Below are 16,744 nucleotides of genomic sequence, written 5' to 3' on the forward strand. Positions count from 1 at the left end.
AAGATAAATTTTTATCTCACATATGCAAGCAAAACGCACCGTCGTTATCGGTTTTCTCGGCACGCAACTCGACAACGGCAGGGGAGCGGCACGCTGGGAAAAATGGCGTCCCAGCATAGCCCTGACTCAGCACGAGGACAAGATCATCGACCGCTTCGAGCTGCTGTACGCGGGCAGCCAATTTGACAATCTGGTACGCCAGGTGTCGCAGGATATCGCCAGCGTCTCGCCTGAAACCAGGCTGATCGCCCACGAACTGCCCATCAGCGATGCCTGGGACTTCGAGAATGTGTATGGCGCGCTCTATGATTTTGCCAACAGCTACCCCTTCGATCCGGACAAGGAAGACTATTGGATCCACATCACCACCGGCAGCCACGTGGTGCAGATCTGCATGTTCCTGATGACGGAAGCGCGCTATTTCCCCGGCCGCCTCGTGCAAACGTCGCCGCCAAAGCGCCAGGGCGCCGGCAACCCCGGCAGCTACGCGCTGATCGACCTCGATCTGTCGCGCTACGACCAGATCGCCCAGCGTTTTACGCGCGAACAGGCCGAAGGCGTGGCCTTCCTGAAGTCCGGCATCGCCACGCGCAATGCCAAGTTCAACGGCATGATCGATGAAATCGAGCGCGTCGCCATCAAGTCAAAAGCCCCCATGCTGCTGATGGGGCCGACCGGTGCCGGCAAATCCTTCCTCGCGCGCCGCGTGTATGAACTGAAAAAATCGCGCCACCAGATCGATGGCAAGTTCATCGACCTCAATTGCGCCACCCTGCATGGCGATGGCGCAGCCTCTACCTTGTTCGGCCATATCAAGGGTTCCTTCACGGGGGCGGGCTCGGATCGACCCGGCTTGCTGCGCAGCGCGCACAAGGGCTTGCTGTTTCTCGATGAAATCGGTGAACTGGGGCTCGACGAACAGGCGATGCTGCTGAAAGCCATCGAAGAAAAGCGTTTTTTCCCCGTCGGTGCCGATACGGAGGTGCAGAGCGACTTCCAGCTGATCGCTGGCACCAACCGCGATCTGGGCAAGGAGGTGGCGGCCGGCCGCTTCCGCGAAGACTTGTATGCGCGCATCAATCTGTGGACATACGAATTGCCGGGCCTGGCGCAGCGCCCGGAAGATATCGAGCCGAACCTGGAATACCTGCTGACGCAATACAGCGCGGAGACGGGCGAACGCGTGCGCTTCAACAAGGAGGCACACGAGCGTTTCATGCGTTTCGCCACCCTTCCCACCTCGGCATGGAAGGGTAATTTCCGCGATCTGTCCGCCGCTATCACGCGCCTGGCCACCCTGTCGGAAGCGGGACGCATCACGGATGGCGTCGTCGACGAGGAAATCCGGCGCTTGAAGCGCATGTGGCAGCAGCATGACAAGCCCGCCGCCAGCACGGAAATCGACCTGGCCGATATCATGGGAAGCGAGGCAGCCGCGCAGCTCGACCTGTTTGATGTCCTGCAGCTGAGGTCGGTAATTCAGGTATGCCAGCAATCGAACAGCTTGTCCGATGCGGGTCGCAAGCTGTATGCCGTATCGCGTGATGCGAAGGCCAAACCAAATGACGCTGACAGGTTGAAAAAGTATCTGACGAAGTTCGGCTTGAGCTGGGAAGAAGTGAGTCGATAAAACGCCGCACCCGAACACCCGGGGTCAGACCCTCCACACCGCCAACGCCAGATTCGACGCCAACGCGCGAGGGGGTCTGACCCCAGCCTTCGTTTGGGGTTCGCCATCACAAACCGCCAGACGAAAAAAAACCCGACCATTTCTGATCGGGTTTTTCTCTTACTGCGAATAACAAGCCTGACGATAACCTACTTTCACACTGGTTGCAGCACTATCATCGGCGCAAAGTTGTTTCACGGTCCTGTTCGGGATGGGAAGGGGTGGGACCAACTTGCTATGGTCATCAGGCATAACTTGTACTGGCGTTTGTCTCCTGTGGGACGACAAGGCCATGAATCTGGAAGAAGCAAAGATTAGGGTAATGAATAGTTGTATCAACACACACGCAACGTTGTACCGTCTTATCCTCTGTACCTGCTAAGGTTATAGGGACAAGCCGTACGGGCAATTAGTACTGGTTAGCTTAATGCATTACTGCACTTCCACACCCAGCCTATCAACGTCCTGGTCTCGAACGACCCTTCAAAGAGCTCAAGGCTCTGGGAAATCTCATCTCAAGGCAAGTTTCCCGCTTAGATGCTTTCAGCGGTTATCTCTTCCGAACTTAGCTACCCGGCAATGCCACTGGCGTGACAACCGGTACACCAGAGGTTCGTCCACTCCGGTCCTCTCGTACTAGGAGCAGCCCCCTTCAAATTTCCAACGCCCACGGCAGATAGGGACCAAACTGTCTCACGACGTTTTAAACCCAGCTCACGTACCACTTTAAATGGCGAACAGCCATACCCTTGGGACCGGCTACAGCCCCAGGATGTGATGAGCCGACATCGAGGTGCCAAACTCCCCCGTCGATATGAACTCTTGGGAGGAATCAGCCTGTTATCCCCAGAGTACCTTTTATCCGTTGAGCGATGGCCCTTCCATACAGAACCACCGGATCACTATGTCCTACTTTCGTACCTGCTCGACTTGTCAGTCTCGCAGTTAAGCACGCTTATGCCATTGCACTATCAACACGATGTCCGACCGTATCTAGCGTACCTTCGAACTCCTCCGTTACACTTTAGGAGGAGACCGCCCCAGTCAAACTGCCTACCATGCACTGTCCCCGATCCGGATAACGGACCAAGGTTAGAACCTCAAACAAACCAGGGTGGTATTTCAAGGTTGGCTCCACGAGAACTAGCGTCCCCGCTTCAAAGCCTCCCACCTATCCTACACAGATTGGTTCAAAGTCCAATGCAAAGCTACAGTAAAGGTTCATGGGGTCTTTCCGTCTAGCCGCGGGTAGATTGCATCATCACAAACATTTCAACTTCGCTGAGTCTCGGGAGGAGACAGTGTGGCCATCGTTACGCCATTCGTGCAGGTCGGAACTTACCCGACAAGGAATTTCGCTACCTTAGGACCGTTATAGTTACGGCCGCCGTTTACTGGGACTTCAATCAAGAGCTTGCACCCCATCATTTAATCTTCCAGCACCGGGCAGGCGTCACACCCTATACGTCCACTTTCGTGTTTGCAGAGTGCTGTGTTTTTATTAAACAGTCGCAGCCACCAGTTTATTGCAACCCTTTCACCCTCATGGAGTAAACCAATCAAGCTACCGGGGCGTACCTTTTCCCGAAGTTACGGTACCAATTTGCCGAGTTCCTTCTCCCGAGTTCTCTCAAGCGCCTTAGAATACTCATCTCGCCCACCTGTGTCGGTTTGCGGTACGGTCTCGTATGACTGAAGCTTAGAGGCTTTTCTTGGAACCACTTCCGATTGCTTCGTGAACAAGTTCACTCGTCTCAACCCCTTGAATTGCGCACCCGGATTTGCCTAAGTGCCTTCTATGAGCCAAAAACCAACTATTCCAACAGTTGGACAACCTTCCGCGATCCGTCCCCCCATCGCATCATACGACGGTGCAGGAATATTAACCTGCTTCCCATCAGCTACGCATCTCTGCCTCGCCTTAGGGGCCGACTCACCCTGCTCCGATGAACGTTGAACAGGAAACCTTGGGCTTACGGCGTGGAGGCTTTTCACCCCCATTATCGCTACTCATGTCAGCATTCGCACTTCTGATACCTCCAGCATCCTTTACAAGACACCTTCGCAGGCTTACAGAACGCTCTCCTACCATATGCTTACGCATATCCGCAGCTTCGGTGACTGGCTTAGCCCCGTTACATCTTCCGCGCAGGACGACTCGATCAGTGAGCTATTACGCTTTCTTTAAATGATGGCTGCTTCTAAGCCAACATCCTGACTGTTTTAGCCTTCCCACTTCGTTTTCCACTTAGCCAATCTTTGGGACCTTAGCTGGCGGTCTGGGTTGTTTCCCTCTTGACGCCGGACGTTAGCACCCGACGTCTGTCTCCCAAGCTCGCACTCATCGGTATTCGGAGTTTGCAATGGTTTGGTAAGTCGCAATGACCCCCTAGCCATAACAGTGCTCTACCCCCGATGGTGATACTTGAGGCACTACCTAAATAGTTTTCGGAGAGAACCAGCTATTTCCAAGTTTGTTTAGCCTTTCACCCCTACCCACAGCTCATCCCCTAATTTTTCAACATTAGTGGGTTCGGACCTCCAGGGCGTGTTACCGCACCTTCATCCTGGCCATGAGTAGATCACTTGGTTTCGGGTCTACACCCAGCGACTGATCGCCCTATTCGGACTCGATTTCTCTACGGCTTCCCTATATGGTTAACCTTGCCACTGAATGTAAGTCGCTGACCCATTATACAAAAGGTACGCAGTCACGGAACAAGTCCGCTCCTACTGTTTGTATGCACACGGTTTCAGGATCTATTTCACTCCCCTTCCGGGGTTCTTTTCGCCTTTCCCTCACGGTACTGGTTCACTATCGGTCGATTACGAGTATTTAGCCTTGGAGGATGGTCCCCCCATATTCAGACAGGATGTCACGTGTCCCGCCCTACTTGTCGTACGCTTAGTACCACCGGTCCGATTTCACATACGGGGCTATCACCCACTATGGCTCCTATTTCCAGAGGATTCTGTTATCGGTCCGACTATCACGTACAGGCTCTTCCCATTTCGCTCGCCGCTACTTTGGGAATCTCGGTTGATTTCTTTTCCTGCAGCTACTTAGATGTTTCAGTTCGCCGCGTTCGCCTTGCATACCTATGTATTCAGTATGCAATACCCTAAAAGGGTGGGTTGCCCCATTCGGAAATCTGCGGATCAAAGTGTGTTTGCTCACTCCCCGCAGCTTATCGCAAGCTACTACGTCCTTCATCGCCTGTAATCGCCAAGGCATCCACCATGTGCACTTATTCGCTTGTCCCTATAACGTTAGCCTCTGATTACTAGGTAATCAAAGAGCGCTACAGGGATAAGAAAGTACAACGTTGTTGCTTGTTTGTTGATACATACAATCATTACCCATCGATCTACCTTTTACGGCAAACCGATCAATAAATAATCTTTACTTCTTCCAGATTGTTAAAGAACATACAGCACTTGATCTCGAAAAGACCAAACCTAAATCCCGGTGCATTATCAGCACTGATTTACGTTTGAACTTTTGGTGGAGGATGACGGGATCGAACCGACGACCCCCTGCTTGCAAAGCAGGTGCTCTCCCAGCTGAGCTAATCCCCCTAGGGTATTTCCAGACTACAGAAACTGGTAGGGCTGCTTGGACTAGCGTCCACCTTACCCCCAGTTTTTTCTGGTAGGGCTGGTTGGACTCGAACCAACGACCCCCGCGTTATCAACACGGTGCTCTAACCAGCTGAGCTACAGCCCCAAATGCTGTTCTTTATATTAACAGCCGATAAGTGTGAACATTTGATGCGTGAATCATTACTGATTCGTGCAAACTCTAGAAAGGAGGTGATCCAGCCGCACCTTCCGATACGGCTACCTTGTTACGACTTCACCCCAGTCACGAATCCTACCGTGGTAAGCGCCCTCCTTACGGTTAAGCTACCTACTTCTGGTAAAACCCGCTCCCATGGTGTGACGGGCGGTGTGTACAAGACCCGGGAACGTATTCACCGCGACATGCTGATCCGCGATTACTAGCGATTCCAACTTCATGCAGTCGAGTTGCAGACTACAATCCGGACTACGATACACTTTCTGCGATTAGCTCCCCCTCGCGGGTTGGCGGCGCTCTGTATGTACCATTGTATGACGTGTGAAGCCCTACCCATAAGGGCCATGAGGACTTGACGTCATCCCCACCTTCCTCCGGTTTGTCACCGGCAGTCTCATTAGAGTGCCCTTTCGTAGCAACTAATGACAAGGGTTGCGCTCGTTGCGGGACTTAACCCAACATCTCACGACACGAGCTGACGACAGCCATGCAGCACCTGTGTACTGGTTCTCTTTCGAGCACTCCTCAATCTCTCGAGGATTCCAGCCATGTCAAGGGTAGGTAAGGTTTTTCGCGTTGCATCGAATTAATCCACATCATCCACCGCTTGTGCGGGTCCCCGTCAATTCCTTTGAGTTTTAATCTTGCGACCGTACTCCCCAGGCGGTCTACTTCACGCGTTAGCTGCGTTACCAAGTCAATTAAGACCCGACAACTAGTAGACATCGTTTAGGGCGTGGACTACCAGGGTATCTAATCCTGTTTGCTCCCCACGCTTTCGTGCATGAGCGTCAATCTTGACCCAGGGGGCTGCCTTCGCCATCGGTGTTCCTCCACATATCTACGCATTTCACTGCTACACGTGGAATTCTACCCCCCTCTGCCAGATTCTAGCCTTGCAGTCTCCAATGCAATTCCCAGGTTGAGCCCGGGGATTTCACATCAGACTTACAAAACCGCCTGCGCACGCTTTACGCCCAGTAATTCCGATTAACGCTTGCACCCTACGTATTACCGCGGCTGCTGGCACGTAGTTAGCCGGTGCTTATTCTTCAGGTACCGTCATTAGCAAAAGATATTAGCTCTCACCGTTTCTTCCCTGACAAAAGAGCTTTACAACCCGAAGGCCTTCTTCACTCACGCGGCATTGCTGGATCAGGCTTTCGCCCATTGTCCAAAATTCCCCACTGCTGCCTCCCGTAGGAGTCTGGACCGTGTCTCAGTTCCAGTGTGGCTGGTCGTCCTCTCAGACCAGCTACTGATCGATGCCTTGGTAGGCTTTTACCCTACCAACTAGCTAATCAGATATCGGCCGCTCCACGAGCATGAGGTCTTGCGATCCCCCACTTTCATCCTTAGATCGTATGCGGTATTAGCGTAACTTTCGCTACGTTATCCCCCACTCTAGGGTACGTTCCGATATATTACTCACCCGTTCGCCACTCGCCACCAGAGCAAGCTCCGTGCTGCCGTTCGACTTGCATGTGTAAGGCATGCCGCCAGCGTTCAATCTGAGCCAGGATCAAACTCTTCAGTTTAATCTCTGTTACTTTGCCCTTTTACAGGCATGGTCGAACTATTTAACTAGTTCAAACCCCTCGCATTGCGAGGTGTTTGCTCACTCAAAAAACTGACAGGCTACTTCCGAAGAAGTATCCTATTTCATTATTTCTTGTGAACATTTGATATTTTAAGTTTTACAGCGATCTGAAGATCACTGCTGCACTTACATCAAATGCCCACACTTATCGACTGTTAATTGTTAAAGAACTGTATTCGGTTACTGCTTTCGCGCTATCGACAAAGCGTTGTGTTTGTCAGCTGCGAAGAAGGAAGAGTATGAAGCATTTTGCTACGTCCGTCAACTCCTTCTTTTTTCTCACTTTACGCTGCATTTGCATGCGTCGTTCAGCGAGGGGGCGAATTATAGCCAAGCAACAGCGTGTCCGCAAGAGCCATTTATGGCAAGACAAACGATTTCACCAAGGTCAGCTCGCCAGCAGCCCGCATCGGTACCTGGAAGCTCTGCAGCTTTTCACGCGGCGTGCCTTCGTTGGTGATGACCGATATGCGGGCGACAGTCAGCATGGCGGTGTTCTCGCCGCTGCCGTAGTAATTGACATAGACGTGATAATTGCCCTTCAGGGGTGCCGCGCTGGAAAAAATCTCCGGGCCATAGCCGGTGGTCACGTCCACATCCAGCGCGCCGCCATCTTTCAAGACGCGATTGCCGTACCAGGCGTGGCCACCGTCCGGCGTGACCACGTGCATATCGAGGTCCGTGCCGGCGCTGTCCCACGACAGCACGATACGCAGGCGCGCCTGCGTCTTGCCCTGGTAGCTGTCGACAAACTGGGTGCGCGCGCGGCTCCTGCCATCCGGCGAGCGCACTTCCACGCTGTTCGAGCCGCTGCCGAATCCATACGGGCGTCCGTAGCTGCCATCCTCGCCCACTTCCATCGGCATCGCCACGCCATTGACCACCAAAGTAGCGGGCTTGCCCTTGACGGCGCCTGCGATGCGTCCCCTTATCTGCGCCGTCTCGGCCTGGCCTGGCTGCAGGTTGACGGACGCGGCGGGGTAATTCACCGCTTGCGTATAGTCCTCGCGCGCGCCGGCCGAATTGCGCCAGCCGCCCTTCGGTGCATCGATGGTGACCTGGGCCTGCGCCCAGAGTGGCAATAGCATCAGGGGAATCGAGCAACGGATATAAAAACTCACAGGGCCTCCAGGTTAAGGTCGACGAGCCGGCGGGCCAGCCGCTCGACATATTCTTCGTCCTGGCCGCGCGGATGACGGCGCAGGCCAAGATGCAGGTATTCATGGGCCAGGGTGATGCGGTCTTCGCGCGTGGCCAGCGGCCGCATGAAGATACGGTTGCGCGACTGCTCCGAATACGGCGCACCACTCTGCAAGGCACAGACCAGCGGCGCTTGTGGTGGCGCCTCGTAGCCGGCCTCGCGCAGCAGCACGCGCTGCCAGCGCGGCACGGACCGCGCCAGCCAATCCTCGTTCTGCGCTAGGCGCTGGCAACGCGCGCCGGTATTGCCGAAGGTACTCAACGCGCCGCCGGGATAAGCTGCCGCCAGCAATTCATCATAGTGCTTGCCCTGTTTGGCCTGGCGCACCGCCTCGCTCCATGCCATGGTGCCCTCGGACGGCAAGTTCGTGTGATAGCGCACGGTGACACCATCGACGATCAACTGGTCGGTCCAGCGCGCAATCGCCAGCGCCGCCGGCGTGGCGGGGCTGGGACTGACGCGCTGGGTCGCACTGCTGTCGGCGATCTGCTGGCAGCCTGCCACGGTCACGGCGTTCTGCTGCAGATACGTGCGCGCGGCAATCGCCAGCGCCTTGGCCGCTTCCGGCTCGCCGGCATTCGCTTCGCGGTCGAGCACGCGCGCCACATATTCATTGACGCCGAAGCGGCCTCGCAATTGCGGGCGGCCGCCCTTCTCCTGCAGCAGCATCAACTCGCCGGTGCTGCGCAGGGCCAGGTTCTGGCCATTTTCGAATTGCACATGGTAGCGGCCATTGAGCGGGCCAGGTGCAGCCACGCCACGCTCGCCGCGCACGGCACGGATCGGATAGCGCTTGAAGTAATCGACCACCACGCAGCCGCCATCGTCGGCCGCGCCCACTGGCGGCAAACTGGCGGCCAGTCTGGGCGCCCACTGCGCAAAGACATTGCTGCTGCCACCCGCGCCGCCAAACCAGATCGGCGTGCCGTCGGCCAGCCAGCCGGCCGCGCCGCCGATACGCTCTTCTGCCCAGCGCTGCTCGTGCCAGGAATACGTCTTCACGCGCAGCTGGCTGCCGAACCAGCGCGCCGCACCAAAGCCGCGCCCATCGAGCACCACGCGCAGCAGCGCCGCTTCGGCATCCGCGCGGCTGGCAGCCGGGATGCTGCCCAGCGCGCGCAGCAGGCTGTCCAGGCGCACCATGCGCGCCGGCGCCAGCTGCGCGGGGTCGGACAGCCAGGCAAAATCGCCTGTCGGTGCGCTACCCAGGCGGCCCGTCCAGTACTGGCGCCATGAAGCCGGCGCGATCATCAGACGCCTGGGCGAGAAAAACAGGCCGCAGGACTGCGCCAGCGCCGCGTCGTGGCCGATGCTCTGGCCCGCATCGCAGCAATACACTTCTTCCGGATCGCGGCCGCCGCAGCGGTAGTCCGGCATCGCCACCTTGCTATCGCTCGCGTACACATATACGAACAGCTTCCACAGGCTGGCCAGCGGCACCTGCCGCGCGCCGTCAAACGGCGGCGGCGCCGTGCCGCCCTGGCGCAACTGCCGCACTTCCGTCTTGCCGTCGCGCCACCAGGCGACATCCAGCGATGCAGACCGGGCAGGAGCGGCCAGCAGCAGGGTCGCCATCAACGCAGGAAGTACCACACGCATCACTCGACCTTCAACGCGCGCGTGGCCTTGCCGCCACCCTCGATGGCTTTCTGCTCCGGCTGGTACATGCGATAAAAGCGCGCTGGCGGCAGCACATAACTGCCCTTCTGTGCAAAGCGGATCAAATGGCGTACGGTCACGTCGCCGGCCAAAGGCTCGATCGGCACCGCATAGCCGTCGCGGCGCTCGGCATGACGCGCGCGTTCCAGCGCGGCCGGCTTGTCACCCGCCATGACCATGCCCCAGGTGGTCGATTCGACCATGGCGCCCGGCGGCAGCGCCACTTCCAGCAGACCAAAACGGTGCTTCGCACCCGGCGCCGCTTTCAAGGTGATTTCATCGAGGTACAGCGCGTCCGTGCTGAGCGCCTCGCCCGGCTTGACCAGCTCCGTCGTGTAGCCGCCCTTGCCCGCCTTCATGCGCAGGATGCGCCGTTCGACGGTGACCGGCAAGGTCTGCGTTTCGGCAGCGTGGCTGTCGTACTGCAGCACGGCCACCGTGCCGACCGGCGCCGGGGTCGATGCAGCGAGACGCAGTTTGTCAGGCAGGCCCTTGGCATCGCTCCAACGCCAGAGCGGCTGCCCGCCGCGGCTGTCGCGCTTTTGCCATGCGCCGTCCGGCGCGACGGCCGGCCCCTTGCCAAACAATGCGCCGCCCAGCTTTTTTTGCACCCACAACAAGGTCATCGCACGGTCCAGGGTCGGCATCTCGGCGCGCACGCTGGCCAGCACCGCCTCGGCCTGGGTAGCCGGCACTTCGCCAGCCAGCATCAGCAGGGCCTGCGCCACCGGCGCTTTCGATTCGTGCAGCACCTGCCACGCGCTGGCCACTTGCAGCTGCAGCGAATGCGGCAGGGCGATGCCGTTCTGGGCGGCGACCAGCGCCACCAGGCCCAGCGACATCGCTTGCGCTTCGCGGTCAGAAGCACCGCCCAGCAGCAGGCTGCCGCTGTCGCCCGTCTGGCGCGGCTTGCCGCCCAGGACGGCGATAGCGCTGTCGTCCACCAGGCCCGCCGCCAACGTCTGCGTGGGCAGGCCCATCTCGCGCGCCATCCACAGCACCAGCGCGCGGTCGCCCATCGCATCTTTCAAGCCATGTTCGCTGTAGACGGCCAGCAGCTTGTTCCAGTGTTCGGGCGGCAGCTCGATGCGCAGCGCGCGCGCCGCGTACCAGTCGGCGTAATAGGCGTAAGCCGTCATCAAGGCATTGCCGGCCGTGGCATTGCCCCACCAGCCGAAGACGGCATTCGGACCGGCCATGGAGACCAGGCGCAGGCGCTGCGCAGTCAGCAGCGTTTGCAGGGCGCCGGCATCCGCTCCCAGGCTTTGCGTGGCCAGCGCCAGCGGAATCAGGCGGCTCGCCGTCTGCTCCACGCAGCCATATGGATAGTCGATCAGATCGTCGGCAATGCGCGCGAAGTGGCTGGCGGCTCCTTGCGCGAACGAGAGGCGGATATTGCGCGCATCCGCCGGCAGCTTGAGGGGAATCTCACCAGCGGCGCCATCGAGCGGCAGCACCAGCGTGCGCGGGCTGCTCCAGGCGGCGGGCAGCGTCTGCATGGTGGTGTCGAGCGCATCGACCAGCTTGCCGTTCTGTTTCAGTTCCAGCCGCAGCGGCCCCGCAGCGCCAGCAGCGAGCGGAAATTCGACGTAATTGACGCCCGGCTTGGCGGTCAGTTTTTCCGTCTTCGCTTGCGTGCCGCCTGCACCGCCGGAAAGCACCACGTCAAGCGCCTGCTCCTTGCCCGTCTGGTTGAACACGGCCACCGAAGCGCGCGGCGCATCGCCGGCGCGCATCCAGTCAGGCGCGGTCCACTTGGCATAGTAATTCTTGTCCGAACGCAGATAGGCGGTACGCTGGCCGACCCGTCCCTGCTCATCCATAGCGCGGCCCGTGATCCTCCAGCGGGTCAGCGCATCGGGCATGATGAAGCTCACGCGCGCATTGCCATTGGCATCGGTCTTCAGCGATGGCGCCCAGTACGCGGTATCGATATTGTCGCGGCGCGGACGTTCGAGTACCTTGACGCCCCGCTCGTTGTAGTTGTGGCGCGCCGGTGCGCCCGCTGTGCGCCCCTGCGCCATGTCGTAGCTGATGAAAGACAGGCTGGCCGTGGTGCGCACATTGTTGCGGCGCGGATGATAGAAGAAGTCGCCGATGTCCGGCGCGATTTCCGGCTGCAGCACATAGATCATTTCATCGACCACGCCCAGCGCCACCAGGGTGCTCAGGGGCTTGCCGTCCAGGGTCGCCTTGACGTCCAGGGTGACCTTCTCGCCCGGCTGGTAAACCTCCTTGTCGCTCTTGAACTGCAGCGCGATGCGCGGCTCGATCACTTGCAGGCCGGCATTCTCGAAGACGAAATCGCCATTGCGGGTATAGGCTACCGAGAACGTCATGTTCGGCCCATGCTCCTCCTTGACGGGAATGCGCACGCGCCACTGCCGCGGCGCCACGCGCTTCGCCTGGTACCAATCAGCGGCGCCGGCCATCAAGCCATGGTGCTCCACCTTGTCGCGCTCGAGCGTGAACAGCGCCTGGTCGACCTTGTCGGAGAAAGTGATCAAGGCTTCGGCGGTGTCGCCCGGACGATAGCGGGCGCGGTCCAGCACGATCTCGATGCTGCCCGGCGTCGCCTGCACGCCGTCACCCGACACCCAGTGGCTGGCGGCGGCCAGCAAGTTGCCCCGTTCGTCGCGCAGCGCCAGCTGATACGAGCCCGATGCGGGGAATGTCACATCCCAGCCCTTGGCGGCCGGATCAAATTCGCCCTCGGTCTTGCCCTGTTTTTCCAGCTGCACCATCTCCCAGCGCACGGGCTTGGCCGCGCTTTGGCCATCGGCCACCAGGTCGAAATGCACGTTTTGTCCCGGATCGGAAAACTGGCGCACGGCCTTCAGCTGGTAGCTGCTGCTCGAACGCTCTATCATCAGCTCGCGCGTCGTCTTGACGCGGTAGGCTGCGCCATCGGTGGCCAGCACGGTCAGGATGTAGCGCGACGGATCGGCGGCGGGCGGCAAGGTGAAGTCCACATTGCCGCTGCCATCGCTCGTCACTTCCTCGGTTTTCAAGGCCACGGGGAACAGGCCGCTGTAACGCAGTTCGCCCTCGACCATGGTGTTTTGCTGGCTGCGCAGCGACAAGGTCATCTTCGCGTTTTTCACCGGCTTGCCATCGGGGTAACGCAGCGCGATGCTGCCCTTGACCGCCTCGCCCGTCTTGAATTCCGGTTTCGATGGCTGGACGTTGATTTCAAAGTGCGGCTTGACGTATTCGGCCACGCGGAAGGCCGCGCCATATGCGCCATCCTTGTAATTGAAGCGCAGCTCATAGCCGCCGGCGGTGGCTTCCGCGGGCAGGCGGAAGCGCGTGTCGGCGCCCGTGTCGCCGGACAGCTGCAGCGTTTGCGTCAGCAGCGGCGTGCCGTTCGGATTGAGCACGGTCAGGCTCAGCGGCGCAGCAGCGGCCGCCTGCGATGCGCGCGCCGAAGTGAATTCTCGTCCCAAAAACTTGACGTTGATTTCGTCGCCGGGCCGGTACAGGGGCCGGTCGGTTACCGCATAAATCTTGGTGTTATAGATTTCGCTGTCATAGTAAAAATTCTCGGACACGAACACGCCGCCGTCGCGGTCCTGGCCCAGTACATACGTATGTTCCGGGCTGCCGCGCTCGAGCGAGGCGACGCCATCGGCGCCCGTGGTGGCCGACTGCAGCACGCCGGTGCCGTCGGTCCACGCCACGCTGGCGCCAGCCACGGCGGCGCTGTTGTCGCGCCGTGCCGTCCACACCAGCATCTGGCCGGACGATACCTTGGTGACGGCCACCGTGTCCGACACGAACACCAGGGTGGTGGCGCGGTGCTCGCCGATGATCGCTTCGATCAGGTACAAGCCCGGCTTGCGTTTACCCAGCGGTATCATCACGTTGCCGGCGCCGGCGACGATGAAGTCGCTGCTGGAGCCATCGAGCTTGACGCCTTTCGGCGGCGCGATGGCCTTGGCTTGCCAGATCGGATAGCGGAAGCTGTCGACCAGCTCCATACCCTTGATCGGCTTGTATTGCGGATGGTTGGCAAACACGGTCGGTTTGCGGATCGCGTCATTCGTCGCCAGTTGCGGCTGCTCTTTCGTGACCGCGCGGCGCGCGTCGCCGGAAAACAGCTTGCGCCAGGCCAGGCGCGACTGCTTCCACCAGCTATCCCACAGAAAGCTCAGCGTATTGGCCAGTCCCTCGCCCTGGTAATTGCCTTCAACCTGGATGCGGTGCAGATTGCGCTGCTTTTTCAGGAATTCCATCGGCTCGGGCACGCGGTAGACGACGATGTCGGCGCCCGAATACGCTTCCAGGTTCATGCGTCCCATATCGCGGCCCGGCACTTCCAGCCGCACGCGTGCTTCATCAAGACTGCCGTAGCTGGCGTCCGACAGCAGGAAGAAGGGCTCGCCCTTGAGGGTGCTGTAGTTGCTCGGTTCGCGCTGCTGCGCGGAGGCACCGCCTATGAGCACCAGCGCCAGCAGGCCGGCAAATAGCAGCTTCATGAAAAAAATCGGCTTCATGATAAGAACGCCAGCCGGAACACGCCGGCGAAATTCGGATTGTTGACCACAGGTTGCCACCGCGTGTCCTTCCAGCTCGTAAGTTCTTTGATATCGACGGTCCGCAGACCATTGTCGTCGGGGGTGACGGTGCCGGTGTGGTAGGCGATGCGCGCCCCCATCCAGACCATCAGGTGCTGTTCGTCGCCCTGGTCGAAAAACAGCAGGTCGCCGGGCAGCGCCTGGCTGATTTCGCGGGCGATGAAACGGCTGTTGTGCTGCACCAGCGCCAGCGCCGTGACGAAGTGGCCGACACTACCGCCCGTCTGCACCCAGCGGTTGCGCAAAGCTGCCTGCTTCGCGTCCAGTTCCAGCTCGGGCGGCAGGCGCCGGTCGCTGGCGATGCCGTTCGCATGCAGCCACTTCGCGTCATGCACAGTCAAGGCTTCGTTGACGGCAAAGCGCACCAGGCCGGCGCAATCGCGGTGCGTCCAGCGCGGTGACGGCCCGCGTTCGATCTGCGCATTGACGATACGCAGCATCCAGGCCTGGAAGGCGCGGCTCTGGGCCTGCGACAGCTGCACTTGCGGTTCGGCGGCCGCGCGCAGGGCCCACGCGGGCATTGCCACGGTGGCGGCGCAGGCCGCCAGCAATCGCAAGGCGGCACGGCGCGCATGCCGCACCGTCATCGCGCGGTCTCCTGCCATTCCAGCGTTTCCCATGACGTGCCGCTGGCTGGCTGCCGCTTGAGCACCATGCGCAGCGGCGGGTATTTTTTCAAGGCGTTCAGGCGCGGCACCAGGTGTTCATTGGCGGCCGCGCGCAGTACCGGTTCGTTGTTCGCCGGCAGGGTATCGAAGGCTTCCAGCTGGATCAGCCGGGCCAGCGATGCCGGCGCGATCAGGCCGATCGTGCGGGAAGCATCGGGCAGCAGGTCGCTGGCGGCCGGCGCCTGCTTGCGGCGCACGGCCAGCACCTGGTCCACCAGCTTGCCGTCGGCCGAGAAGACCACCGTATTACCGGCCACGGCCAGCGCCGGCGTGGCCTGGCCCAGGGCCGTGGCGACGCTGCGCTCCCAACGAACGGCGCCATCCTTGCCAGTGGTCTTGCGCACGGGGTCCTTGCCGCCAATGGCCGCCTCGAACAGGCTGCCATATACAGCGTCATCACCGGCTTGCGCACTGCGGGTGGCCACGAACACGGGCGTATGCAGGCGCGAAGTACCGTACCAGCACGCGGCGGCAGGGCCTTGCAAGTGTCCGGCCAGCGGCACCACCGGCGCCGATGTCTTGTCGCCCAGGCGCTTGAGCACTGGCTGCAGCGCGGTCCAGTCGACCGGCACGCTGAAACAGGCGCTCGGGTTGTGCGGCAGCACGGGCCACAAGGCGCTGCTGTCGTAGCCGCCCTTGCCGCTCTTGTTCAATTTATCGGCATTGAGCAGCACCTTGGACTGCCAGGCGCCCTTGCTGAAATCGAAGCGCAGCGCTTCAAGCGCGCCAAAGAAGGGCTGGTAACCGAATGACAGGAAGTCCGCCTTGACGGCGATGCTGTGGCCCTCGGGCGCGGCGCTGTCGAGATGGAACTGCGGATGAAAGACATTCTGTTTGGCCGGCTCCGGCGCCAGCAGGCTGGCCACGGTTTTCTCGGCCGTGCCATCGCCATTCTTGCCATCGATGCCGCCATACAGCATGCCGGGATGGGACAGGATGACGAGGCGCTGGCCGTGCGCGGCAAACAGCAAGGTGCGCTGGTAGGCGTAATTGAGCGCGTACACTGGCACTTGGCCGCCATCGACGCGCAAGCTGCCGGCCACGCGCATTTGCGTATCCTTCAAGGCGATCTTGCCCGCTTCCTCGAGCAGGCGCGTCAACTGGCCACGCGACACGGCGATGGCGAAGTGCTTGAGCGAGCCGTCGGCGTCGCGCCACAGGGCCACTTCCGCAGGCTGGTCCAGCACCATGCGCAGCAGCTGGTCGCCCCATCCCAGCTCATGTTCGTAGGCGATGCGGCGCAAGCTGCCCTTCAGGCCCAGCCGGTCTTCGCTCTGCTCGTAATAGAAGAGGAAATCCTCGCGCAGCACGTCGCGCGCCAGCGGCACCGTCAGCAGGTCGCGCGGCAAGGTCGACAGGCTTTTCGTCCGGACCAGCGCGTCGGGCCGGGATAAATCCAGCTTCAGGCTGTTGACCGGCTCCATCGCGCCCCAGCCGAAGACGCGGTAGCCGACCAGCGCGGCCGCCACCAGCGCCACCCCGGCAAGTGCCCCGACCAGGACTTTTTTATTAAGCACTTTTTTATCTTGTACTTTTTTCGCCAGCACCGTGTATTCCTTTACCCTGCCGTA

The 16,744-nt window shown here is 59.9% G+C and carries 6 protein-coding genes, 2 tRNA genes and 3 rRNA genes; 1 reads left to right on the top strand and 10 read right to left on the bottom strand.

The genetic code is table 11. The features are described from left to right. Window positions 1-22: 22 nt before the first annotated feature. A complete protein-coding gene (rtcR, locus tag U0004_RS28345) occupies window positions 23-1,630 on the top strand; it encodes an RNA repair transcriptional activator RtcR (protein ID WP_070253921.1) in 1,608 nt (535 codons plus the stop codon). A 175-nt stretch (window positions 1,631-1,805) separates the two neighbouring features. Here the strand turns inward: rtcR and rrf are convergent. From rrf to U0004_RS28395, 10 genes are all read right to left on the bottom strand, one after another. After that, window positions 1,806-1,918 (bottom strand): 5S ribosomal RNA (rrf, locus tag U0004_RS28350). Between the two features lie 139 nt (window positions 1,919-2,057). Beyond that, window positions 2,058-4,931 (bottom strand): 23S ribosomal RNA (locus tag U0004_RS28355). A 241-nt stretch (window positions 4,932-5,172) separates the two neighbouring features. Continuing rightward, window positions 5,173-5,248 (bottom strand) — tRNA-Ala (locus tag U0004_RS28360). Between the two features lie 71 nt (window positions 5,249-5,319). Next, a tRNA-Ile gene (locus tag U0004_RS28365) sits at window positions 5,320-5,396 on the bottom strand. A 79-nt stretch (window positions 5,397-5,475) separates the two neighbouring features. Then, window positions 5,476-7,006: ribosomal RNA gene (locus U0004_RS28370) — 16S ribosomal RNA — on the bottom strand. Together the 16S, 23S and 5S rRNA genes with 2 tRNA genes alongside form the textbook arrangement of a ribosomal RNA operon. 421 nt (window positions 7,007-7,427) lie before the next feature. Next, on the bottom strand, window positions 7,428-8,156 hold the full coding sequence (locus U0004_RS28375) for a YfaP family protein (RefSeq protein ID WP_070253868.1): 729 nt from the start codon (window positions 8,154-8,156) through the stop codon (window positions 7,428-7,430). A gap of 29 nt (window positions 8,157-8,185) precedes the next feature. Continuing rightward, a complete protein-coding gene (locus U0004_RS28380) occupies window positions 8,186-9,868 on the bottom strand; it encodes a DUF2300 domain-containing protein (protein WP_081345435.1) in 1,683 nt (560 codons plus the stop codon). Beyond that, window positions 9,868-14,424 carry an alpha-2-macroglobulin family protein gene (locus U0004_RS28385; RefSeq protein ID WP_081345434.1) on the bottom strand — a complete coding sequence of 1,519 codons (4,557 nt, stop codon included), beginning with the start codon at window positions 14,422-14,424 and terminating at the stop codon, window positions 9,868-9,870. Before U0004_RS28385 ends, U0004_RS28380 begins: the two co-directional genes overlap by 1 nt. After that, entirely contained in the window at window positions 14,421-15,110 is a 690-nt protein-coding gene (locus U0004_RS28390) for a DUF1175 family protein (RefSeq protein ID WP_370452833.1), read from the bottom strand. Before U0004_RS28390 ends, U0004_RS28385 begins: the two co-directional genes overlap by 4 nt. Next, a complete protein-coding gene (locus tag U0004_RS28395; protein WP_167468703.1) occupies window positions 15,089-16,690 on the bottom strand; it encodes a DUF2138 family protein in 1,602 nt (533 codons plus the stop codon). Before U0004_RS28395 ends, U0004_RS28390 begins: the two co-directional genes overlap by 22 nt. Window positions 16,691-16,744: the final 54 nt, after the last annotated feature.

Origin of the sequence: Janthinobacterium lividum, from assembly GCF_034424625.1 — a bacterium.
GTDB classification, from domain to species: domain Bacteria; phylum Pseudomonadota; class Gammaproteobacteria; order Burkholderiales; family Burkholderiaceae_D; genus Janthinobacterium; species Janthinobacterium lividum.